This is a genomic window from Paraburkholderia guartelaensis, assembly GCF_004353905.1.
GTDB lineage: Bacteria > Pseudomonadota > Gammaproteobacteria > Burkholderiales > Burkholderiaceae > Paraburkholderia > Paraburkholderia guartelaensis.
Genome location: NZ_SMOD01000052.1, coordinates 26053 through 47549, shown reverse-complemented (window position 1 = coordinate 47549; position 21497 = coordinate 26053). Strand labels below are relative to the sequence as shown.

The following is a 21497-nucleotide window of genomic DNA, read 5'->3' as shown; positions in this document are numbered from 1 at the left end:
CCCATGTGGTACTGGTTGTACACGTCCCACAGGCCGTCGACGATCATGCTGTCGATGAGCTTCGCGTCGCCCATGCGGAAGCCGTCGCGCGAGCCCGGCAGCACGTGCGGCGCGGCGCTCATGTTCTCCTGGCCGCCGGCCACGACGATGTCCGAATCGCCTGCGATGATCGCGTTGGCCGCGAGCATCACCGCCTTCAGGCCGGAGCCGCACACCTTGTTGATCGTCATGGCGGGCACGGCCGCGGGCAGGCCCGCCTTGATCGACGCCTGGCGCGCCACGTTCTGGCCCGAACCCGCGGTCAGCACCTGACCCATGATCACGTCGCTCACCTGGTCGGGCGTAACACCCGCGCGCTCGAGCGCGGCCTTGATGACGATTGCGCCCAGATCAGGCGCCGCCACCTTCGCGAGCGAGCCGCCGAATTTGCCTACTGCCGTACGTGCGGCCGAAACGATCACAATGTCAGTCATGTTGAGCTCCTGCTGTGCAAATGCACTGGAATATCGATGTCTGGAAAGCTGAACCGGCAAACGCCGCGCCCTCGTCGTTCATTTAGAACGACGAAGACGCGTATTGAAGCGTATTGGCGTATTGCCGGTGGGCAGGAACGCGAATCAGGCCTTGGCCGAGCTTGCCTTGGCGGCAGTCGGCACGGCTTCCTGGGCGGAAGCGACGACGTTCTGGAAACCGCTCTGGGCCGTTTCGATGGCCTGGCGGGTCACGCCGCGCAGCGTTTCGGCGGCATTGTTCACGGCTGCGAACGTCGAATTCATGGCCGCGACGAAGGGCTCAGCGCCCACGGGCGCGTTTTGGGTCAGACCTTCGGAAAAGGCCTTGAAGCGCTGCTCGTTCTCGCCCGATTGTGCCTGGGCGGCTTGAATCCACTCGTTTTGGGTCGTCGTCGCGATGTCGACGAGATGGCGGCCGTACGACATGGCCTTGGCGGCGGCTTGTTGCGACGCACCAAATTGCTGCGTCAGGAACTCAGCGGGATTGCCACTTTCGAGGGCGCCCTTGAGCGTCGCTTCGCTTTCAGCGATGGCAGCCTTGCTGGCCTGGACGTTGAGATCGATCATGGCCTGCACGCCCTCGACAACGGGCTTCGTAAGCGCAAAGAACGCTGCGACGCCAGCCTGGTAGTTCGCGCGGAATTGTTCGGGTGCGGAAACGGACATCAGCTCATACTCCTTGGTTAGTCTTACTAATTAAAGCGCCAACCCCCGATGGCCTGACTTGCGGCTGTATTCCTATGTTTGAAAACTAATGCTGCATCGCCGCAGTCAATCTAGAGTGTCCATTCTAAGACAGAAATTTAACAATTTTGTGGCGCTTCATATTAGGTAAAAACCCTTACCGTAACTCTTTCGGGTTCGGAACTTGCAGATGTCAAGCAACCTGCTTTCCGGGTCGGTAAGTTCGACGCTGAGCGCGGAAATTGCATGGTGAGAGATGGCCCGCGACGGATTTTCCCCGCGGCGCCGTTTAAGTCTTTATAGGGGCTGCTGACCCCTCTGCATCAAGGGAGAGACAATATGAAAGCACTGCGTTCGTCATTTGCCGCCACGCTGCTTGCCTGCACCGCAACGGCCGCGCTCGCGCAGGCCGTGGTCGTCCAGCCAAATGAGCCACCACAGCAGCCTGTGATCGTCGCGCCAAACGAGTCGCCACAGCAGCCCGTGGTCGTCGCGCCCACTTCGCCGCCGCCTCCGCCGCGGGAAGAAACCGCCCCGCCGCCGCGCCAGGGCTATGTGTGGCAATCCGGCCACTGGCGCTGGGACCGGGGCGTGTACGTCTGGGAACCGGGCCGCTGGGAAGAAGCCCGCACGGGCTATAACTGGGTGCCGGGCCACTGGGTCGAGGACGGCCCGAACTGGCGATGGATTCCGGGCCACTGGGCATAACGCGGCATCGACCGGCATAAGGTGTGAATGCCCGACTTCAAACTGAGAAACGACTATGACGGCGCGGCAGCGGGTTCGCCTGCGGTTCCATCGTTGCAGACCAACAAGGCCGGGACGGCCTTGAACGAACGCGATCCAGATGCGGAACTCGTCGCGCGTGTCGGCGCGCGGGATCCGCTTGCCGTGCGCGCGCTCGTCGCGAGCAAGCTGCCGCGCCTCATCGCACTCGCCACACGCATGCTGGGGGACCACAGCGAAGCCGAAGACGTCGCACAGGAAGCTTTCGTGCGGATCTGGAAACAGGCGCCGACCTGGCGCACCGGCGAAGCGAAATTCGACACGTGGCTGCATCGCGTGGCGCTCAATCTCTGCTACGACCGCTTGCGCGGACGCCGCGAAGAGACCGTGGAAGACGTGCACGCCATGAGCGAGCCGACACCCGATCCCGCAGGCTCGCCCGACCAGCAGATCGAAGCGCGCACGCGCGACGAACGCGTGCGAGCCGCACTGGCCGCGCTGCCCGTGCGGCAGCGCGAAGCACTCGTGCTCACTTACTATCAGGAGCTTTCGAACCTCGAAGCAGCCAGCCTGATGGATATTTCGGTGGACGCGCTCGAAAGCCTGCTGGCGCGCGCCCGGCGCACCCTGCGCGCACAACTGGCCGGCGAAGCTGCCGGTAAGGACTCCGTATGACACCCGAACGATTCCACACGCTCGTCGCCGCCTATGGCGCCGACCCGCAACGCTGGCCGCAGCACGAGCGCCAGGACGCGCTCGAATGGGCGCGCGCGCACCGCGCCGAAGCCAACGGAGCGCTCGACGAAGCCATGGAGCTCGATAGCTGGCTCTCCCGCGATATGGTCGCACCGCCCTCACGCGCGCTGTTCGACCAGATCGTTGCGGGCGCATCGGTCAAACCCGTTGCGGCCGCGAAGCGCCGCAGCTTCTGGTGGTCCGGCGCGGCATTCGCGGGCGTAGGCCTCGCGGGCGCGCTCGCGGGCGCGCTGACGATATCGTTTGTCGTCCTCGGCGGCACGCCGCCCACAGCACCGCACGAGACGTATCTCAGCACGAGCTTCGGCGGGACGAGTTCGGACTGGAGCGAAGCGAACCTCAACCCCGGCGCCGAAGGGAGTGACGAATGAACGGCTGCTCATGGAAAACGCTGCTCGTCGGCTCGGTAGTCCTGAACGTTTTTCTGCTCGGCGGAATTGCGGGCGGTGCGTGGCGCTGGTTCGCCGTACGCGGCGAACCGCAGGTGCAACCGGCGCAGCGCGTGGCGTTGCGCTTCGCCACCGAGGAACTTTCGCCGGAACGCCAGCAGCAGTTCGCTCAAGCGCTCAAGTCCTCGCGCCGCGAAGGCCGCCAGTACGCGCGCGACGGACGCGACGGACGGCGCGAGGTGCTCGATCTGCTCGCCGCGCCGCAACTCGACCGCAACGCCATCGACGCAGCGCTCACGCGTACGCGCACCGCCGACAGCGCATTGCGCGCGCAAATCGAAAGCGGCGTAGTCGATTTCGCGGCCACGCTCACGCCCGACGAACGCGTGAAGTTTGTCGAAGGGCTCGAAAAGCGCGGCCAGTGGCGTCTGCCGGCGCAGCAGCAAAAGCAGCCGCAGAAGGCGGTAAGCGAGGCGAGCGGCGCGCAGTAAAAAATTTGGCGGACCAGCGACGGATAGCGCGTGCGATGAGCGTTTAACGAGAATACGCAACGCTCCATCGAGCACAAGGACCGCGCATGGAAAGCCTTTCGAATGCCCGCGCCGGCGCGATCGCCATGAACCGCTTCGGCCTCGGCGCGCGCGCCAACGAGACGCCGCCCGCCAACCCTCAAGGCTGGCTGCTCGGCCAGTTCTCCGCATATGAACCTTTGCCCGCGGCGTGGCGCAACGAGCCCGGCACGCTGGCGCTCGCCGCGCGCTTCGGAGAGGAACGCCAGCAAGGCATGGCAGGCGACGCGGCAGCGAGCGCGGCTTCCGTGACGAATGCACAAGACAACCCGCAACAAGCCGCACGCCGTGCGGTCAACCAGGCGATCCGCCGCGAGAGCGTGGGCATCTACCGCAACGCGGTCAACGCGCGCCTCACGAGCGCCTTGCAGACCGACACGCCGTTCGTCGAGCGCCTCGTGCATTTCTGGTCGAACCACTTCGCCGTATCGGTGGACAAGGCGCTGATTGCGGGCATTGCCGGCGCGTTCGAAATGGAAGCGATACGGCCGCACGTGCTCGGCAATTTTGCGGACATGCTGGTCGCCGTCGAGCAGCACCCTGCCATGCAGCTCTTTCTCGATCAGACGCGCTCGGTTGGGCCCGACAGCCGCGCCGCACTGCGCGCCGATCAGCGCGACCCCGCGCACAAGCGCGGCCTGAACGAGAACCTCGCACGCGAGATCATGGAACTGCACACGCTCGGCGTGCGCACCGGCTACACGCAGGACGACGTGACCGAATTTGCGCGTGCGCTCACGGGCTGGAGCGTGGCTGGCGTGCGCGGGCCGCAGCCCGGCAATGCCGCGCCCGGCAGCTTCGTGTTTCGCCCCGCGCTGCACGAGCCAGGCGCGCGTACCGTGATGGGCAAGCGCTACGATCAACCGGGCGAGCAGCAGGCGCTCGCCATACTGAACGACCTCGCACACGCGAGCGCCACGAGCCGCCATATCGCGTTCCAGCTCGCACGTCACTTCGTCGCCGACAATCCGCCACCGGCGCTCACCGAGCGCCTTGCGCTCGCCTTCGAGCAAAGCGGCGGCGACCTGCCTACCGTCTACCGCGCGCTCATTGAAGCGCCGCAAGCGTGGGCGCCCGTCGATACGAAGTTCAAGACGCCGTGGGAATGGACCGTTTCTTCGATGCGAGGTCTCGGCTGGCACGAACTCGCCGACGTAGGCAACATCAATGCCGCGCCGCTGCTCACGCAGCTCGGCCAGCCAGTGTGGCGGCCGGGCTCGCCCGCCGGTTACGACGACATCGCCGCGAGCTGGGCCGCGCCCGACGCGCTCGTGCGCCGCGTGGAAGTCGCGCAGCGCTTCTCGGCGCGCGTGGGCGACCAGCTCGACCCGCGCACGCTCGGCAACACGCTCATGGGCGCCACGCTCAGCGCGCCCACGGCCAGCGCGGTCGCACATGCCGAAAGCGCGTCCACTGCGATCGCCCTGCTGCTCGTCTCGCCCGATTTCCTGAGGAGATAACCGCCATGGTTTCCCGCCGCCATTTCCTGCGCGTCGCCGCCGCCGGCGCAGGCGCGATGCTCGTCGCACCGCAGATCGTGTTCGCCAGCGTCGAAACCGAGCGCCGCTTCGTGTTCGTGATCCAGCGCGGCGCGGCCGACGGGCTCAACATCGTCGTGCCCTATGCCGAGCCCGCCTACGCCACGCTGCGCGGCCCGCTCGCCATCGACATCGACAAGGCCACGAAACTCGACGGCACGTTCGCGCTGCATCCGTCGCTCGTCCAGATGGCGCAGATGTATGGCGAGAAGCAGGCGCTCTTCGTGCATGCGATCGCTTCGCCATATCGCGACCGCTCCCACTTCGACGGTCAGAACGTGCTGGAAACGGGCGGCCGCGCGCCTTACCAGGTCAAGGACGGCTGGCTCAACCGGCTCGTCGCCATGCTGCCTGCCTCGCGCGAAAACGCCATTGCGCTCGCGCCCACCGTGCCGCTCGCGCTGCGCGGCACGGTGCAGGTGAGTTCGTACGCGCCCTCGGCGCTGCCCAGCGCATCCGACGATCTGCTCACGCGCGTGTCCGCACTCTACGACGGTGATCCGCAATTGCGCGCGCTCTGGACTTCGGCAATGAACGCACGCGGGCTCGCGGGCGACGTCAGCGCGCGCCAGGACCCCGCGAGCGTCGGCAAGCTTGCCGCGGGCTTCCTCTCGCGCCCCGACGGCCCGCGCATCGCCATGATCGAAACCGGCGGATGGGACACGCACAGCGCGCAGAACGCGCGGCTCGGGAATCAGCTGAAGGCGCTCGACACGATGCTCGCCTCGCTGCGCGACGGCCTCGGCCCCGCGTGGGACAAGACCACCGTGCTCGTGGCGACCGAGTTCGGCCGCACGGCCGCGGCGAACGGCACGGGCGGCACCGATCACGGGCAGGCTTCGGTGGCGATGCTGGTGGGCGGTGCCGTGGCGGGCGGACGCGTGCAGGCCGACTGGCCGGGGCTGCGCAGCGCAGATCTCTACGAGTCGCGCGACCTCAAGCCCACCGCCTCACTCGACGCATTGATCGCGGGCGCAGCCGCGGAGAGCCTCGGGCTCGATCCGCAGCGCACGGCGTCGACGCTGTTCGGCGATGCGGGCACAAAAAATGCGACTACGGGTTTGATAAGGGCATGAACCGAATGCGCTGACTCACACAGAAGCGGGCCGCTTTTGTCGGACCCGGATGCCTTGCATGCGATGAGGCCGAAAAGCCGTTCGGATAACCAAACAACTTCAATCAGTGGAGGAAAACCGTCATGAAGATAAAACTCCTGCTCCCCATTACGCTGATCGCAGGCGCCTCGCTGCTTTCCGCATGTATCGTGGAGCCGGCCCGACCACCGGAACCGGCGCCGCGCGTCGAGACACCGCCGCCCGCACCGGCCGAAGGCTATGCCTGGAGAAAGGGACATTACCGCTGGGAAGGCAACCAGTGGGTGTGGATCCCGGGGCATTGGGTGCAGGGGTACTAGGGTCTTAGCTAAGCATACGTACCGCGGCGGTCAGATCGCATCGAGAGGATAGATCGGCCGCCGCACCTTCCGGAATTCGAGCTTGCCGTAATCCGAAGTCGTGACGCCCACGCCCGCGCATTCGATCACCTCGCGCGCAAGGTCGCCGAACCCGGCGCGCCAATGCACACGGCTTTTCAGCACGATAAACCGCTTCTGCGTGGGGTCGATGCCCACCGAAGACAGGCAGTTCAGGTCGAACGGCTCCTGATGCGCCGATACCACCACGATTTCCACTTTGCCGGTGTCGAGCACCACAGTCGGCCCGGTATTGTTGAGCGCGCCGCGATACATGGGCCCGCGATTGCGGAACACACCGTCGAAAATGAGCTTCACCCGCGCCGTCACTTCGATGGGACGGCTCGTCTCCTGCAATGCGGGCATCGGCAGCTTGCCGCCTAGCGAGAGCGTGACGTCATTGCCGATGCCTGCCGCAACCGCCTGCTGCACCGCCTCTGGATCGTAGATCGCATAGAACACCGCGTTGTCGAGCCCTTGTTTCAGGACCTCTGCGAGCACTTCAGTGGTATCCATCGTGCCGCCCGAAGCGGTGTTGTCGCAATGGTCGAGCAGCACGAGCGGGCCAGCGGTCGTCGAAGCCTTTGCGTGCGCAACCGATTCCGCCAGCGGCTCGCTCGCATAGAGAAACGTTTCGCGCTCGCGCCACGCCTCGTCGAGCAGCGCATTGCGCAGCCTGGCCGCCTTCGCTTCGTCGCCATCGGTGCAGACCACGACGCTCAGTCCCGCGTTTTCGATATCGGCGTTCGGAAAGCCCACGAAGAGAGATGCCGCCAGCGCCTCGCCTTCCTCGTACGCCATGCAGCGCGCCTGCAACGACTTGTTCGGCTCGGAGTGCGTGCCCTGACGCATCACATGCGGCAGCATGGGCTTGTTGCCCCAGGCCATCACCGGCTTGATCTCACCCGCAATCGTGCGCGCGAGAATGCGCGCCGCGCGCAGTCCGGCTTCATACATGTCCACGTGCGGATAGGTGTGATAGCCGGTCACGACCGTCGCGTGCTTCACGATGTCGTCGTAAAGGTTCGCATGCATGTCGAGCGTCACACCCACCGGCGTACGGGGGTCGATCTCGCGCAGACGACGCAGCAGCGTGCCTTCGCCGTCGTCGAGCGATTGCGTGACCATGGCGCCGTGCAGATCGAGCAGGATGCCGTCGTAGCCGCCCTTCGCGACCGCCTCCAGAATCAGCTCCGTGATCCGGCGGTAGGCGTCGTCATGCACGGGGCCGCTCGGGAAGGCGTCGGCCGCGACCGGCAGCACGATTTGCGCGCCCAGTTCGTCAGCCACGTCAATGTAGGCGCCCAGCGCCCCGCCCGTGCCGCGGTAGGCTTCGAGCGCGGCATCGCCCGAGATAGCGCCGCCCGTGCGGCGAAAGAAGCGCTCGAAGGGCGTGGGAACGGGGGAGAACGTGTTGGTTTCGTGCTTGAACATCGCGAGCAGCAAACGCATGAAGGTTTCCTTTCGAAGTGGAGGACGTTTCTTCGTACTGCCTGGCTATCGACGCATGACCAACGCTGACCCAATGCTCAACGGGGGGGCCACGCCATGTCTGCTTCGAGCGGATAGAGGGGGCGCACAAGGCGCTTGTAGTGAAAGAGCCCGTAATCAGAGCCGGTCACGCCGCGGCTGTCGCATTCCACGAGCGCCGCCGCAATCGGCACGAACACCGGGCGGCAGTACATGCGCGACTTGAGCAGCAGGAAGCGCGCGCGGCGCGGGTCGATGCCCACGCTCTCGAACACACCAAGATCCCATGGCTCGTGGGTGCGCTCGGTCACGACGAGCGTGGCCGCGCCGATGTCGAGCACCGCCGCGCGCCCCATGTACGCGCGCTGCCCCGTGTAGGTCGGGCCCGTGATCACATATTCGCCGTCGGTGATCGCGCGCACCACGCCCGTCGCCATGAAGGGCGCGCGCAGCGCAGCGCCTTCGCGCGCGAGCTTGTTGCCGACGCCCAGCGTAACCCTCGCTCCCACGCCCGCTTCGATCAACGCCGCCACGGCTTGCGGATCGCACAGCGGCCCGCTCACCATGCCGGTGAGCCCCTGCGCGAGCGCGGCTTCGAGCAGGTCCATCGTGTCGCAAGTACCGCCCGACATGCAGTTGTCGCCATGGTCGAGCAGCAGCACGGGTTTGTCGGCGCCCTGCGCCAGTTGCGCCGCCTGCGCGACCGACGCTTCGAGAGGCGGGCTGCGATAGACGAATTCGCCGCGTTCGTCCCAGATCTGCCGCGCGATGCGATCCGCAACTGCCTCCGCAACAGCAGCGTCGCCGTTGCCCACCACCACCACGCTGATGCACGGCGCAGGAATGTCGGCAAGCGAAAATCCCGCGAGCACCGAAACGGCCAGCATGCCCTGCGCCTCGGCCTCGCGCGCTGCTTCGACGGCGCGGTGCATTGCGCCCTCGGCACTCGCACTGCGCAGCGTCGAGGTGAGCAGCGGCGGCTGCCGCCACGCGAGCACCGGCTGCGCGCGGCCATGAATGCGATCGAGCAGCAGGCGCGCCGCGTGTTCGCCGGTCTCGTACATATCCACGTGCGGATAGGTCTTGAAGCTCACGATCACGTCCGCGTTGTCGATCATCTTCTGCGTGACGTTGCCGTGCAGATCGAGTGCGACGGCAATCGGCGCATCGGGCAACGCGGCGCGCACGCGCGCGAGCAGATCGCCCTCGCCGTCCGCTGACTGCTGCGCGACCATCGCGCCGTGCAGATCGAGCATCACCGCATCGCAGCCGGGCGCGGCAGCGATGATCGCGTCGCAGATCGCATCGTAGGCATCGGCGGCAACGGGGCCGCTCGGATTCGCCGAAGCCGAAACGGGCGTGACGAGCTGCGCGCCTTCGCGCTCGGCCACATCGATGAACGCCGACATCGCCGTACGCATGCCCTTGTTCTCGCGATACGCCACTTCGCCCCACGCGGGCCCGTTGCCGCCGAACGCGGCAAGCGGCGTCGCCACCGGCGAAAACGTATTGGTTTCGTGATTCATCCGCGCTATCAGGATCTTCATGCGTCGCCCTCCTCACGCGCAGGAGCCACACCCCCGGCCACGCCTGCGGCCGCAAGCATCGCGTGTAGCAGCACGTTGCATCCGGCCTCCAGATGCTCAGGGCGCGCATCCTCGATTTCGTTATGGCTGATGCCGTCCTTGCACGGCACGAAGATCATGGCCGTGGGCGCCACGCGTGCGAGATACACGGCGTCGTGCCCCGCGCCGCTCACCACATCCATAGCGGAGAGGCCGAGCGTTTGCGCGCCCGCTCGCACGGCTTCCACGAGCGAGGGATCGAAGGGTTGCGGCGGGAAGTACACGACCTGCTCGATGTCGATGTTCACACCCGCCTGCCGCGCCGCCGCGCCGCACGCTGCGCGCAATTGTGCGTCCATCGCAGAGAGCGCCACATCATCGGCCGCGCGCAGGTCCACCGTGAACGTCACGCGCCCCGGAATCACGTTGCGTGAATTCGGATGCAGGTCGAGCCAGCCCACGGTGCCGCGCCCGTGCGGCGCGTGCGCAAGAGCGATGCGATTGACCTCCTGAATGAGGCCCGCTGCAACGAGCATTGCGTCGCGTCGCGAATCCATCGGCGTGGGCCCCGCATGCGCCTCCATCCCGTGCACCGTCACGTCGTACCAGCGCTGGCCGAGCGCGCCCTGCACCACGCCTATTGTCTTCTCGTGTGCTTCGAGCACGGGCCCCTGTTCGATATGCGCCTCGAAATAAGCCCCTACGCGATGCGACTCGAACGGCTTCTCGCCCGCGTAGCCAATGTTCTCTAGCGCTTTGGACACCGAAACACCATCGCGATCGCACTGCGCGATTGCATGCTCCAGCGTGAACGCGCCGGCGAACACGCCTGATCCCATCATCACCGGCACGAAGCGCGAGCCTTCCTCGTTGGTCCACACGGCCACTTCGAGCGGCGCGAGCGTGCGCACACCTGCTTCTTCCAGCGTGCGCAGCACTTCGAGGCCCGCCAGCACGCCGTAGTTGCCGTCGAACTTCCCGCCTGTGGGCTGCGTGTCGATATGGCTGCCCGTCATCACGGGCGGCAGGTCCTCACGCTCGCCCGCGCGCCGCGCGAAAATGTTGCCGATGGCATCCACGCGCACCGTGCAGCCCAACTCCTTCGCCGACGCCACGAACAGATCGCGCCCTTCACGGTCGAGCGGCGTGAGTGCGAGGCGGCATACGCCGCCCTTTTCCGTTGCGCCGATTTCGGCGAGCCGCATGAGGCTGTCCCACAGGCGCGCGCCGTTCGTGCGCAGGCCGGCGACCGAAGCGCGAGTCATTTCCTGAACTTGCATCGATTAGGTTCCTTGCTTGAATGGGAAGCGACGCTCAAACCACGCCCACGCCCAGATAGCGGTCCTTCACCGTATGATCGGCGGCGAACTCCGCGTTGCCGCCTGCGTAGACGATCACGCCTTGCTCGATGATGTAATGCCGGTCCGCCAGTTGCGTGCACACTTCGAGGTTCTGCTCGACCAGCACGATCGCGACGCCTGCCGCCTTGATCTGCCTGAGTTGCTCGACGATCTCTTCGACGATCACGGGCGCGAGGCCTTCCACCGGTTCATCGAGCATCAGCAGACGCGGATGATTCATGAGCGCGCGCCCGATCGCGAGCATCTGCTGCTCGCCACCAGAAAGCTGCGCGCCGCCGTTTTTGCGTCGCTCCTTCAGGCGCGGGAAGATCCGGTAGATGTCGTCGAGTTGCCACGGCGAATCCTTGCGCGCGCCGAGGCGCAGGTTCTCCTCCACGCTCAGCAAGCGGAATATCCCCCGATGCTCCGGCACGAAACAGAGGCCCGCTGCAGCGATGCGATGCGCGGCTTGTCCGCTCACTGTCTTGCCGGAGAAATCGATCGTGCCGCCACGCGGCACAACCACGCCCGCAATCGTCTTGAGCGTCGTGGACTTGCCCGCGCCGTTGCGGCCGAGCAGCGTGATCGTTTCGCCCTCGTTCACTTGCAGCGAAACGCCTTGCAGAATATGGCTCTTGCCGTAGTACGCGTGAATATCCCGCACGTCGAGCATCATGCGCGGCCTCCCGTAATCATGTTGCCGAGGTAGGCGCTGCGCACGCGTTCGTCGCCGCGAATCGCGTCGGGCTTGCCTTCCACGAGTACGCGGCCCTGCTGCATCACCGTGATAGTGTCGGAGATGTCCATGACGATGCCCATGTTGTGCTCGATGAGCACGACCGTGTACTCGTCGCGCAGGCCGCGTATCAGCGCCTTCATGTCGTCGAGATCGTCGATGCCCATGCCCGAAGTCGGTTCGTCCAGAAAGATCGCGCGCGGCCGCGCGGCCAGCGCCATGCCCACTTCGAGGCGCCGCTGCTGGCCATGCGAAAGCGCACCCGCCGCCGTATCCGCATGGCGTTGCAGCGCGAGGCGCTCCAGCACGCGCTCCACCGTCTCCGCGTGGGCAAGCGCGCCGTGCGGCGGCGTCCAGGCGTTGAGCGCGCTGCGCGCCTGCACGCCCTGAGCCGCCACGCGCAGGTTCTCGCGCACGCTCAGATTCTGGAACAGGCTCGTCACCTGGAACGAGCGCGCTATGCCGCGCCGCACGCGTTTGTGATCGGGCTCGCGCGTGACGTCGTGGCCGTCGAATACGATGGACCCCGAAGAAATCGGCACCGTGCCCGTGAGCACGTGAAAGAGCGTGGTCTTGCCCGCGCCGTTCGGCCCGATCACCGAATGCACCGTGCGCGGCGCGATGCGCAGGTCCACGCCGGAAAGCGCCGTGAATTTGCCGTAGCGCTTCACCACGCCGCGTGCCTCCAGAATCGCTTCACTCATGGCTGCTCCTTGCTGTGTGCATCCGCGCCGTCACCGCGCCGCAGCGACGCCGCGACGCGCTCGCCCAAGCCCCACAAGCCGCGCTGCATGAAGAGGCTCACTGCGATCAGCACGAGGCCGAGCAGGAGCAGCCAGCGCGGCCACAAAGTGGAGAGCCAATCGGCAAAGAGCACGTAGAACGCGGCGCCGATGACCGAGGCGAACAGGTTGCCGCTGCCGCCTATCACCGTCATCAGCAGGATCATTTCGCTCGTGTGATAGTCGATGTTGGAGAGCGGCGCGATGCCGGTCATCATGGCGTGCAGCGCGCCGGCGAGACCCGTGACCGCGCCGGAGATCACGAACGCCATCAGCTTGAAACGGCTCACGTGATAGCCCGCCGCACCCGCGCGCGCTTCGTTGTCGCGAATCGCCAGCAATGTGCGCCCGAATACCGAGTGCGACACGCGCACCATCAACGCGAATACGACCACGAACACCGCCGCGACGAAACCGTAGTACTGCCACGGCGAATCGAGCGCGACGAGCGCGTGCGATCCGAGTGAAAGCGCAGGACGCGGAATGTCGAGCAGGCCGTTGTCGCCTCCGGTGATGTCGGGCAACGAATAGGCGAGAAAGTAGAAGAGCTGGCCGAACGCAAGCGTGAGCATCACGAAGTAAGTGCCGCGCTGGCGTATGGAAAACCAGCCGACCACCGCCGCCGCAAGCGCGCCCAGCACAGCCGCAGCCGCGAGCGCTGCAATCACCGATGGCACGCCATTTGTGAGCAGGATGCCGGCGGTATAACTGCCAAGGCCGAAGAAAATGCCCTGGCCAAACGAGAGCAGTCCCGTGAAGCCCAGCAGCAGATTGCAGCCCAGCGCCGCGAGCGCGAACACGAGCACCTCGGTCGCGAGCGACCCTGACCGGATGGTGAGCGGCAACGCGCATACCACCACGATTGCAAGGAAAACGTAGCGATAGCGGCGCAGCAGGCCGACAGGCCCGGCCGCATCGCGTGTGCCCGCACCGGCGGCGAGCTTCGTCGACTCGATCATGCGGCCCTCCCGAGCAGTCCGTTCGGACGCAGCAGCAGGACAGCCGCCATCGCCACATAGATCATGAGCTGCGCGCCTTGCGGCCAGAGCGTGCTCATCAGGCTCTGCACGATCCCGACCAGCAGGCCGCCCACCAGCGCGCCGAGAAAGTTGCCCATGCCGCCCACCACCACCACGACGAAGGCCACGCTCAGCGCTTCGAGCCCCATGAACGGATCGACGCCGCGAATGGGTGCGGCCAGCACGCCCGCGAGCGCCGCCGTGGCCGCACCGAGCGCGAACACGAGGCTGAACACGCGCGTAACGTTGATGCCGAGCAGCGACACCATCTCCGACGACTCACTGCCCGCCCGCACCGCACTGCCAAGGCGCGTGCCCTCGAGCACCCACCAGAGCAGCACGGCGAGCACGGCGGTGAAGCCGATCACGAAGAGGCGGTATTTGGGATACACGAAGCTGCCCCAGATCACCACGCCATTGAGCGCGTCGGGCACGGCGACGTTGTCGCCGAGCGGTCCCCACACGAGAATCGCACACTCCTGGATCACCAGTGCGAGCCCGACTGTCGCGAGAATATGGAACTCATGCTGCTGTGCATAGATATGCCGCAGCACGAGCTTCTCGACCACCCATGCGAGCGCGCCCACCACGACCGGCACCACCACGAGCGAGAGCCAGAAGCTGCCCGACCATTGCAGAACCTGATAGCAGCAATACGCGCCGAGCAGATAGAACGCGCCGTGCGCGAAATTCACAAAGCGCAACAGGCCAAAGACGATCGAAAGACCGACCGCCAGCAGGAAATACAACATCCCGACGCCGATTCCATTGATGATCTGCAGCAGATAGACATTCATGGCGTGCGTAGCGTAGAAGTGACGAACGAGCGGCACCCGAGGCCGCTATGAGACCTCAGGCGATCTTGCACTCCGTCTTGTCGAGAGGAAGGAACGACTGCCCCGAGCTGACGATGTCCACGTAGTCGTCGGCATTCTTCATCACCGACTTCTTCTTGCCCTTCAAAAGATAGTAGTTCTTGAGCACCTGATGGTCGCCCTTGCGAATTTCCTCCGGGCCCGTCAAACCCGCATATTTCATACCTTCCAGCGCTGCAATGACCTTCTTCGGGTCGGCGCTGCCTGCCTTCACCATGCCGTCGAGCAGGATCTTCGAGCAGATGTACGAGCCCGCGAGACTGTAGTTCGGGTTCGCCTTGAAGGCCGCCTGGGTGCGCTGCACGAGATCGTGATTGAGCGGCGTGTCGATGCCGTGCCAGTACTGCGCGCCGAAGTACACGCCATCGCACAAGTCCGCGCCCAGCGCCTCGAACTGTTCGAGACCCGAGGCCCACGCCATGAGGATCGTGCAGTTGTTCTTCATGCCGAAGCTCACGGCCTGGCGCAGCGTGTCGGAGGACTGCGAGCCGAAGTTGAGAATGAGCAGCACGTCGGGCTTAGCCGCCACCGCGTTCGTCAGATAGCCGCTGAATTCCTTTTCGGTGAGCGAGTGATAGCTGTTGCCCACGTGCTCGATGCCCTTCTCCTTGAACACGTTCTTCGCGGCGGTGAGCAGCCCCTCGCCGAACACGTATTGCGGCGTGATCGTGTACCAGCGTTTGGCTTTCGGCTGCATCTGGATGAGCGGGCGCACAGTCTGCTCGATCGCGCCGAACGTCGGCACCGACCAGCGGAACGTCGCCGCGTTGCAGTCCTTGCCCGTGATTTCGTCGGCGCCGGCCGTGGTGATGAACACGCCGCCGCTCTTGTCGACCTCCTTGCCCATGGCGAGCGCTTCGGAAGACAGCACGCCGCCCGCAAAGAAGCGCACGCCCTTTTGCTGCTCGATCTCCTGCACGCGGCGCACGGCCGTCGCGGGCTTGCCCTCGGTGTCGAGCGTGGTGTAGTCGAGCGGCAAGCCGAGCACCTTGCCGTACTGCTTGACCACGAGCTGCATGCCGAGATCGGCGTACTTGCCGTTGGCCGCGAACGGCCCGGACATCGGCACGGGGCAGGCCAACTGCACGCCCGATGCGCCCTGCGCGAACGCCCGTGAGGACGAGAGGACGCTCAGCGCGCCCGGCATGGCCGACAGCGCGGCCAGTTTCAACAGTTCTCGGCGATTCAAGTTGAGGCTCCTTGTGGGGAAACACACACGAACGACGCGACACACTGCAAAACCGCACCGGCGCACACGAGGCGGCCCGCGAGACGGTAAATTCTATTTATCATGATAAATAGAATGAACCAGATGCTAGGTATAATTAATTTCAGTGTCAATCCGTCAAAAACCTCGTCTTCCTCGCCGCGCCCGTCCGTGAAATGCGGCTCGGCCGGCGCGAAACTACGAAACAACCTCACGCAGGGAGTCGCGAAGATGGTCACGAACCGCGTCAGATCGGGGACCGCCGTCGAAATCAAGCAGCCCAAGCGCGGCGATCTCGTCGCCGAGGAGATCAAGCGCCTCATTACCGAGAAGGACTTGAAACCAGGCGACCGGCTGCCGCGCGAAGCCGAGTTGCAGCAGCTCTATTCGGTCAGCAAGAGCACGATCCGCGAGGCGCTCAAGTCGCTCGAGGTGCAAGGGCTCATCAAGGTGTCCACCGGGCCGAGCGGCGGCGGCATGGTGGTGGAAGTGCCGCTCGATCGCACGCTGCAGTTGCTGCAGAACTATTTGTTCTTCAAGGATGTCTCGATCGACGACATCTATACGGTGCGTCAGCAGCTCGAGCCCGAGCTCGCCGCAGGCGCCGTGCCGCACCTCACCGAAGCGGACTTCGCCGCGCTCGAAGCGAATATCGAATGCTGCGACGGTGCGAGCGGGCCACACGATCGCGGCCACCTCGTGCGGCAGCGCCAGGAGGACATGACCTTTCACGACATCCTGGCGGCCGCGAATCCCAATCCATTCCTGCGCTTCATCTGCGAGCTGATCAACGAAATGATCCGCCAGCTGATCGAGTTCAGGAACGACACGCCCATTGCGGAACACCGCCGCTTCGGCGCATCCAACGTCAAGATTCACCGCGAGATCGTGAAAGCCGCGCGCGAGCGCGACGTCGAGCGCGTGCGCGCGCTGATGGTCGAGCACATGACGGAGGCGCCCAAGCATGTCAAGCGAATGAAAGGCAAACTACGCGGGCGACTGATTCTCGATTCGGAAATTCGCAAACGCGTGCGCATGATCACTGGTACTAGTTCGGCTGACGAAAAGGATGAGTGAGCCGATACCATTGGATCCTGCGATTGCGTGTGCCATTGTCTAGACTGGAACGAGTATGCGCGCTTCCCCACTCGTGAAAGGAGGACCGACAATGCTCACGCAGCGAACGAAGGACATCGTGAAGGCGACCGCGCCCGTGCTCGCCGACCACGGTTACGCCATCATCAAGCGTTTTTACACGCGGCTCTTCGAAGCTCACCCTGAACTGAAGAATGTGTTCAACATGGCGCATCAGGAACAGGGGCAGCAACAGCAGGCGCTTGCGCGCGCCGTCTATGCGTATGCGGAAAACATCGAAGACCCTTCGAGCCTCGCGGCCGTGCTCAAGAACATTGCAAACAAGCACGCGAGCCTCGGCGTGCTGCCCGAGCACTATCCTATCGTTGGCGAACATCTGCTAGGCGCGATCAAGGAGGTGCTCGGCGACGCGGCCACAGAGGACATCATCTCCGCATGGGCACTGGCCTACGGCAACCTCGCCGACGTGCTCATGGGCATGGAAAGCGAACTCTATGAAGGTTCCGCCGACAAACTCGGCGGCTGGACCGGCTGGCGCAAGTTCGTCGTGCGCGAGAAGCGGCCCGAAAGCAGCATCATCACCTCATTCGTGCTCGAACCGGCCGACGGCGGCCCGGTCGCGAACTTCGAGCCTGGCCAGTACATCAGCATCGGCGTGAACGTGCCGACGCTCGGCTTGCAGCAGATCCGGCAATACAGTCTCTCCGACATGCCCAATGGCAGGACCTACCGCATTTCCGTGAAGCGCGAGGCCGGCGGCCCGCAGCCGGCCGGATATGTTTCGAACCTGCTGCACGACCACGTGAACGTGGGCGACGAAGTGAAGCTGGCCGCGCCTTACGGTAACTTCCATATCGACGTGAACGCGCATACGCCTATCGTGCTCATCAGCGGCGGCGTGGGTCTCACGCCGATGATCAGCATGCTCAAGCGAGCACTTCAGGATCCGAACCGCAAAGTGGTGTTCGTGCATGGCGCGCGTAATAGTGGCGTGCATGCGATGCGCGACCGTCTGCGCGAGACCGCGGCCACGAATGCCAACTTCCACCTCGAGATTTTCTACAACGAGCCGCTGCCAGGCGACGTGCAAGGCCGCGATTACAATTACGCGGGGTTCGTCGACATCGGGCAGATCAAGCAGGCGATTCTGCAACCGGACGCCGACTACTATATTTGCGGCCCCATTCCCTTCATGCGCATGCAGCACGATGCGCTCAAGAATCTCGGCGTTCACGAAGCCCGGATTCACTACGAAGTCTTCGGACCGGATCTTTTCGCGGAATAAGCGCGAACTTCATGCCGGCAGGCGCGGCGCACACGCCACGCCTGCCATTTCCAACGCTCAGAATCCGAACACTTTCAGCGCGTTGCCTCCGCGCACCGCGTCGCTTTGTGCTTTCGGCAGGCGCGCGGTATTGGCAAATGCGCCGCGCGTGTCATGCACCTGGTGCGGCCAGTCCGTGCCGAACATGACCTGGTCCGCGCCCACCACCGAGATCAGGAACTCGAGCGAGGCCGGGCTATACGTGATGCAGTCGTAATAGATGTGGCGCAGGTAGTCGATGGGCTTGCGCTTCATCTGGCGGCGCTGCGGAATTTCCACGTCGTCGCCTTTGGTGAAGCGGCCCGCGAGATACGGCAGCGCTCCGCCCGCGTGCGAGGCGATGATCTTGAGGTTGGGATACTGGTCGAAGAAGCCTTCGAAGATCATGCGCGTGATGGCGAGCGTCGTATCGAACATGAAGCCCACCGACCAGCTCAGGTCGAACTTCGTCATGTCCATTTGTTCGGCGCCCGGCGGATCGGTGGGATGCACGAGCACCGGCAGCGCGCGCCGGTCGATCTCGGCCCAGATCGGCGCGAACATTGGGTCGGTGAGGCTGCGGCCTGCCACGTTGGCGAGCACCATCACGCCGCTCGCACCGTTTGCGCAAGCGCGCTCCAGTTCATGCACCGCGCGCGCCGGATATTCCCATGGCAGCGAAGCGAACCAGCGGATACGCTCGGGGTGCGCGGCCTGACCCTCGGCAATCGTGTCGTTGGTCTCGCGCGCAGCCTGGCAGCTCGTTTCCTCGTCGCCCCAGAATACGTTCGGACACGTCAGCGAAACGACTGACACGTCGATGCCCGCTTCGTTCATATGCTCGATGCGCAGATCAAAATCGAAATGGCCCTTCTGCGGAATCACAACCGGCGTGTTGCCGCGAAACACTTCCTGCTGCCCGTCGGGCCGCGTTTGAATGTTGTAGGCGCCGCCGCGCTGCTTGAGCAGTTCGAGCCACTTGTGCGTGAAGATATGGGTATGGACGTCGATAACGGGCATGCTGCTGTCTCCTGTTCGAGATTCGCTGATGAAATGACCGACGTTTCGTCATCCTTATCGTGTGGATCGAAGCGTCGGCGTGTAGGGGTTGTGCCGCTCCGTTCAAATGGACGAAGGCGCGGAAAGGTCGCTCAAATGCGGCTCGTCGCGCTTGAGCATAAACGCGCCAACGAGACCCAGCGCGAAGAACACCGCGCAGAAGTGGGCAGGCACCATGTTGTTGCCCGTGGTATGCAGCAGCCACGTCAGCACGAACGGCGAGAAGCCGCCGAAAATCGCCGCGCCGATGTTGTACGAAATCGCCAGGCCCGTGGAGCGCACTTCGGTGGGAAAGAGCGTAGCGAGCGCCGTGGGAATCGGACTGTTCGAGGCGCCGATCAGCAACGCAAACAGCAACTCCACCGTCATGATCGACACGATGGAAGGCGCGCTCACGATCCAGTAATAGGCCGGATACAGCACGACAAGAAATACGATCAGCGCGCCGCAGATCATGCGGTTGCCGCCCACCCGGTCGGCCAGATGGCCGAAGAGCGGAATCGTGACCACGCGCAGCAGCACGCTGGCGAGCAGCACGGTAAAAGGCAGCGTTACCGGCATGTGCAGGTTCTGCACCGAATAAATCGGCAGATAGGTGATGATCACGTACGCCATGACATTGAGCGCGGCGCTCAGCGCCGTCGCCACGAACAGCTCGCGCGGGTATTGCGACACCACACGGCTGAACGGCGCCTTCACGCGCTTGTCGACCTGCTCGAACGCCTCGGTCTCGGGCAGACTGCGGCGGATATAGAAGCCCACCGGGCCAATGAGCAGACCAAAGAGGAAAGGAATGCGCCACGCCCATGACTCGAGCGCGTGCGGCGTGAAAAGATGCGTGAGCGCGCTGCCCATTGCCACGGCCAGCAGCGCACCCAGCGCCTGGGCGAACATCTGCCAGCTGCCGTAGAGATTGCGCCGCCCCTTGGGTGCGTACTCGATCAGCATGGCCGTGGCCGTGCCGAACTCGCCGCCCGCCGAAATACCCTGCAGCAGGCGGGCGCACAAGACGATTGCGGGCGCAACGAGTCCGATCTGCTGAAAACCCGGCGTGAAGGCGACCATCGCGGCCGCCAGCGTCATCAAGGCGATGACGAGCGTGAGACCCGCCTTGCGGCCCTTGCGGTCGGCGTACATGCCGAGCAGCACGCCGCCGAGCGGCCGCACCACGAAGCCCGCGCCGAACGTGGCCGTGGTCAGCATGAGCGCCGCGTATTCGCTGTCGCCGGGAAAGAACTGCTTCGCGATGATGATAGAGAGAAACCCGAATACGACGAAGTCGTACCACTCCAGCACGTTTCCGAGCGTCGACGCCACGGCGCCGCGCCAGCGAATGCGCGTATCCATTGCTCTCACGACTGTCTCCTGCGGCCGGCTCGCGGCTGGCCTGCTTTATTGGATCGTTTTCGATTTCACTCGCATCTGCCGCAATGCAATGTAAGGCACTATAGTCATGAAGACAATCGAACAAATTCAATGGCTCCATAAAGTTACTTTATGCAACCGACCATCAAGCAACTGCGCGCGTTCGCACTCGTCTGCCGCTTCGGCGTGCTCACGCGCGCGGCCGACGAAATGTTCATCACGCAACCCGCCGTGAGCGTGCTGATCCGGCAGATGGAGGAAGCGCTCGGCATGCGCCTGTTCGACCGCACGTCGCGCTCGCTGCGGCCCACGGTGGCGGCGCGCGAAATCCTGCCCACCGTCGAGCGCATGCTACGCGACCTCGAATCGATTCAGTCGAGCGTGAAGGAGCTTGCCGGACGAGAGCGCGGGCAGTTGCGTTTCGCCGCCACGCCCTCCATCGCGGCGGCCATCGTCCCGCGGCTCGTGGCCGAATATCGGGCGCTGTACCCGAACATCGAAGTGTCGATCGACGACGCCGCGCCCGACCGGCTCACGGCATCCACGCTCACCGGCGACGTGGAGTTCAGCATCGGCACGATCAGCGACAAACCCGAAGGCATTACGCTGCAATGTCTCGCGCGCGACAGGCTCTGCGCGATCTGCCGCAAGGATTCGCCACTCGCGAAAAAGCGCCGCGTAACCTGGGCCGATGCGCTCGGCTACCCGTGGATCGGCGTGAAGCCGGGCAGCGGCATTCGCGGTCTGATCGACGAGACGCTCTTCGCGCTAGGTGAGCGCAAGACCATTGAATATGAGGTGTCCTATATGACAACAGGGCTTTCGATGACGGAGGCGGGACTCGGCATTGCGATCTTTCCGGGCATGCTGCTCGGCGCGTTTCCGCACCGCGATCTCGTCGCGCGCAAGCTCGAAGCGCCCGTCGTGACGCGCGACGTCAATCTGATCCGGCGGGCCGAGCACTCGCTTTCGCCCGCCGCGGAGTCGTTCATCGAGCTTTGGTACAAGCGCATCGGCAAGCCGGCGGCCGTTTGAG

Annotated in this window: 22 protein-coding genes; 10 read left to right on the top strand and 12 right to left on the bottom strand. The window is 64.7% G+C overall.

Annotated features, from left to right (window positions below; genetic code table 11):
- Together E1N52_RS37970 and phaP are read right to left on the bottom strand one after the other, a co-directional pair.
- On the bottom strand, positions 1-473 hold a 473-nt coding region (locus E1N52_RS37970; protein ID WP_281282818.1), incomplete at its 3' end, for a thiolase family protein.
- A gap of 144 nt (positions 474-617) precedes the next feature.
- Positions 618-1178 carry a TIGR01841 family phasin gene (gene phaP / locus E1N52_RS37965; protein ID WP_133189634.1) on the bottom strand — a complete coding sequence of 187 codons (561 nt, stop codon included), beginning with the start codon at positions 1176-1178 and terminating at the stop codon, positions 618-620.
- 357 nt (positions 1179-1535) lie between these two features.
- On the opposite strand from phaP, the gene E1N52_RS37960 reads away from it, so the two are divergent.
- From E1N52_RS37960 to E1N52_RS37930, 7 genes are all read left to right on the top strand, one after another.
- Positions 1536-1904, top strand: coding sequence for a YXWGXW repeat-containing protein (locus E1N52_RS37960; protein WP_133189632.1), 369 nt, complete (start codon positions 1536-1538; stop codon positions 1902-1904).
- A 27-nt stretch (positions 1905-1931) separates the two neighbouring features.
- Complete coding sequence (locus E1N52_RS37955; protein ID WP_133189630.1) at positions 1932-2597, top strand: RNA polymerase sigma factor; 666 nt, start codon at positions 1932-1934, stop codon at positions 2595-2597.
- Complete coding sequence (locus E1N52_RS37950; RefSeq protein ID WP_133189628.1) at positions 2594-3049, top strand: hypothetical protein; 456 nt, start codon at positions 2594-2596, stop codon at positions 3047-3049. The genes E1N52_RS37955 and E1N52_RS37950 overlap by 4 nt, the downstream gene beginning before the upstream one ends.
- Entirely contained in the window at positions 3046-3558 is a 513-nt protein-coding gene (locus E1N52_RS37945) for a periplasmic heavy metal sensor (protein WP_133189626.1), read from the top strand. Before E1N52_RS37950 ends, E1N52_RS37945 begins: the two co-directional genes overlap by 4 nt.
- An 86-nt stretch (positions 3559-3644) precedes the next feature.
- A complete protein-coding gene (locus tag E1N52_RS37940) occupies positions 3645-5096 on the top strand; it encodes a DUF1800 domain-containing protein (RefSeq protein WP_133189624.1) in 1452 nt (483 codons plus the stop codon).
- 5 nt (positions 5097-5101) lie between these two features.
- Entirely contained in the window at positions 5102-6250 is a 1149-nt protein-coding gene (locus tag E1N52_RS37935; protein WP_133189622.1) for a DUF1501 domain-containing protein, read from the top strand.
- 122 nt (positions 6251-6372) lie between these two features.
- A complete protein-coding gene (locus E1N52_RS37930; protein WP_133189620.1) occupies positions 6373-6588 on the top strand; it encodes a YXWGXW repeat-containing protein in 216 nt (71 codons plus the stop codon).
- Positions 6589-6618: 30 nt separating this feature from the next.
- On the opposite strand, the gene E1N52_RS37925 is transcribed toward E1N52_RS37930, so the two are convergent.
- From E1N52_RS37925 to E1N52_RS37890, 8 genes are all read right to left on the bottom strand, one after another.
- On the bottom strand, positions 6619-8097 hold the full coding sequence (locus tag E1N52_RS37925; protein WP_133189618.1) for a M81 family metallopeptidase: 1479 nt from the start codon (positions 8095-8097) through the stop codon (positions 6619-6621).
- Positions 8098-8174: 77 nt separating this feature from the next.
- On the bottom strand, positions 8175-9662 hold the full coding sequence (locus E1N52_RS37920) for a M81 family metallopeptidase (protein ID WP_133189616.1): 1488 nt from the start codon (positions 9660-9662) through the stop codon (positions 8175-8177).
- Complete coding sequence (locus E1N52_RS37915; RefSeq protein WP_133189614.1) at positions 9659-10960, bottom strand: Zn-dependent hydrolase; 1302 nt, start codon at positions 10958-10960, stop codon at positions 9659-9661. The genes E1N52_RS37920 and E1N52_RS37915 overlap by 4 nt, the downstream gene beginning before the upstream one ends.
- A gap of 34 nt (positions 10961-10994) precedes the next feature.
- On the bottom strand, positions 10995-11696 hold the full coding sequence (locus tag E1N52_RS37910; protein WP_133189612.1) for an ABC transporter ATP-binding protein: 702 nt from the start codon (positions 11694-11696) through the stop codon (positions 10995-10997).
- Positions 11693-12460 (bottom strand): ABC transporter ATP-binding protein, encoded by a 768-nt coding sequence (locus E1N52_RS37905; RefSeq protein WP_133189610.1) that lies wholly within the window; start codon positions 12458-12460, stop codon positions 11693-11695. The genes E1N52_RS37910 and E1N52_RS37905 overlap by 4 nt, the downstream gene beginning before the upstream one ends.
- Positions 12457-13497: a branched-chain amino acid ABC transporter permease gene (locus tag E1N52_RS37900; protein ID WP_133189608.1), complete on the bottom strand. Its 1041-nt coding sequence runs from the start codon at positions 13495-13497 to the stop codon at positions 12457-12459. The genes E1N52_RS37905 and E1N52_RS37900 overlap by 4 nt, the downstream gene beginning before the upstream one ends.
- Entirely contained in the window at positions 13494-14354 is an 861-nt protein-coding gene (locus E1N52_RS37895) for a branched-chain amino acid ABC transporter permease (protein ID WP_133189606.1), read from the bottom strand. The genes E1N52_RS37900 and E1N52_RS37895 overlap by 4 nt, the downstream gene beginning before the upstream one ends.
- Positions 14355-14409: 55 nt before the next feature.
- Complete coding sequence (locus E1N52_RS37890; RefSeq protein WP_133189604.1) at positions 14410-15621, bottom strand: ABC transporter substrate-binding protein; 1212 nt, start codon at positions 15619-15621, stop codon at positions 14410-14412.
- A 249-nt stretch (positions 15622-15870) separates the two neighbouring features.
- Here E1N52_RS37890 and E1N52_RS37885 point away from each other — a divergent pair, with 249 nt between their 5' ends.
- On the top strand, positions 15871-16716 hold the full coding sequence (locus E1N52_RS37885) for a FadR/GntR family transcriptional regulator (RefSeq protein ID WP_133189602.1): 846 nt from the start codon (positions 15871-15873) through the stop codon (positions 16714-16716).
- A 91-nt stretch (positions 16717-16807) separates the two neighbouring features.
- The gene (gene hmpA / locus E1N52_RS37880) at positions 16808-18019 is read left to right on the top strand and encodes an NO-inducible flavohemoprotein (RefSeq protein WP_133189600.1); all 1212 of its coding nucleotides are present in this window, start codon (positions 16808-16810) and stop codon (positions 18017-18019) included.
- A 57-nt stretch (positions 18020-18076) separates the two neighbouring features.
- On the opposite strand, the gene E1N52_RS37875 is transcribed toward hmpA, so the two are convergent.
- Positions 18077-19057: an amidohydrolase family protein gene (locus E1N52_RS37875; RefSeq protein ID WP_133189598.1), complete on the bottom strand. Its 981-nt coding sequence runs from the start codon at positions 19055-19057 to the stop codon at positions 18077-18079.
- A gap of 102 nt (positions 19058-19159) precedes the next feature.
- On the bottom strand, positions 19160-20443 hold the full coding sequence (locus E1N52_RS37870) for an MFS transporter (protein ID WP_246089398.1): 1284 nt from the start codon (positions 20441-20443) through the stop codon (positions 19160-19162).
- A 150-nt stretch (positions 20444-20593) separates the two neighbouring features.
- On the opposite strand from E1N52_RS37870, the gene E1N52_RS37865 reads away from it, so the two are divergent.
- Positions 20594-21496, top strand: coding sequence for a LysR family transcriptional regulator (locus E1N52_RS37865; protein WP_133189594.1), 903 nt, complete (start codon positions 20594-20596; stop codon positions 21494-21496).
- The last annotated feature ends 1 nt before the right edge of the window (position 21497 follow it).

Excerpts from the sequence above, each read along its gene's own strand:
- phaP (WP_133189634.1), bottom strand. The coding sequence starts at position 1,178 with ATGTCCGTTTCCGCACCCGAACAATTCCGCGCGAACTACCAGGCTGGC.
- E1N52_RS37960 (WP_133189632.1), top strand. The coding sequence starts at position 1,536 with ATGAAAGCACTGCGTTCGTCATTTGCCGCCACGCTGCTTGCCTGCACC.
- E1N52_RS37955 (WP_133189630.1), top strand. The coding sequence starts at position 1,932 with ATGCCCGACTTCAAACTGAGAAACGACTATGACGGCGCGGCAGCGGGT.
- E1N52_RS37950 (WP_133189628.1), top strand. The coding sequence starts at position 2,594 with ATGACACCCGAACGATTCCACACGCTCGTCGCCGCCTATGGCGCCGAC.
- E1N52_RS37945 (WP_133189626.1), top strand. The coding sequence starts at position 3,046 with ATGAACGGCTGCTCATGGAAAACGCTGCTCGTCGGCTCGGTAGTCCTG.
- E1N52_RS37940 (WP_133189624.1), top strand. The coding sequence starts at position 3,645 with ATGGAAAGCCTTTCGAATGCCCGCGCCGGCGCGATCGCCATGAACCGC.
- E1N52_RS37935 (WP_133189622.1), top strand. The coding sequence starts at position 5,102 with ATGGTTTCCCGCCGCCATTTCCTGCGCGTCGCCGCCGCCGGCGCAGGC.
- E1N52_RS37930 (WP_133189620.1), top strand. The coding sequence starts at position 6,373 with ATGAAGATAAAACTCCTGCTCCCCATTACGCTGATCGCAGGCGCCTCG.
- E1N52_RS37925 (WP_133189618.1), bottom strand. The coding sequence starts at position 8,097 with ATGCGTTTGCTGCTCGCGATGTTCAAGCACGAAACCAACACGTTCTCC.
- E1N52_RS37920 (WP_133189616.1), bottom strand. The coding sequence starts at position 9,662 with ATGAAGATCCTGATAGCGCGGATGAATCACGAAACCAATACGTTTTCG.
- E1N52_RS37915 (WP_133189614.1), bottom strand. The coding sequence starts at position 10,960 with ATGCAAGTTCAGGAAATGACTCGCGCTTCGGTCGCCGGCCTGCGCACG.
- E1N52_RS37910 (WP_133189612.1), bottom strand. The coding sequence starts at position 11,696 with ATGATGCTCGACGTGCGGGATATTCACGCGTACTACGGCAAGAGCCAT.
- E1N52_RS37905 (WP_133189610.1), bottom strand. The coding sequence starts at position 12,460 with ATGAGTGAAGCGATTCTGGAGGCACGCGGCGTGGTGAAGCGCTACGGC.
- E1N52_RS37900 (WP_133189608.1), bottom strand. The coding sequence starts at position 13,497 with ATGATCGAGTCGACGAAGCTCGCCGCCGGTGCGGGCACACGCGATGCG.
- E1N52_RS37895 (WP_133189606.1), bottom strand. The coding sequence starts at position 14,354 with ATGAATGTCTATCTGCTGCAGATCATCAATGGAATCGGCGTCGGGATG.
- E1N52_RS37885 (WP_133189602.1), top strand. The coding sequence starts at position 15,871 with ATGGTCACGAACCGCGTCAGATCGGGGACCGCCGTCGAAATCAAGCAG.
- hmpA (WP_133189600.1), top strand. The coding sequence starts at position 16,808 with ATGCTCACGCAGCGAACGAAGGACATCGTGAAGGCGACCGCGCCCGTG.
- E1N52_RS37875 (WP_133189598.1), bottom strand. The coding sequence starts at position 19,057 with ATGCCCGTTATCGACGTCCATACCCATATCTTCACGCACAAGTGGCTC.
- E1N52_RS37870 (WP_246089398.1), bottom strand. The coding sequence starts at position 20,443 with ATGGATACGCGCATTCGCTGGCGCGGCGCCGTGGCGTCGACGCTCGGA.
- E1N52_RS37865 (WP_133189594.1), top strand. The coding sequence starts at position 20,594 with ATGCAACCGACCATCAAGCAACTGCGCGCGTTCGCACTCGTCTGCCGC.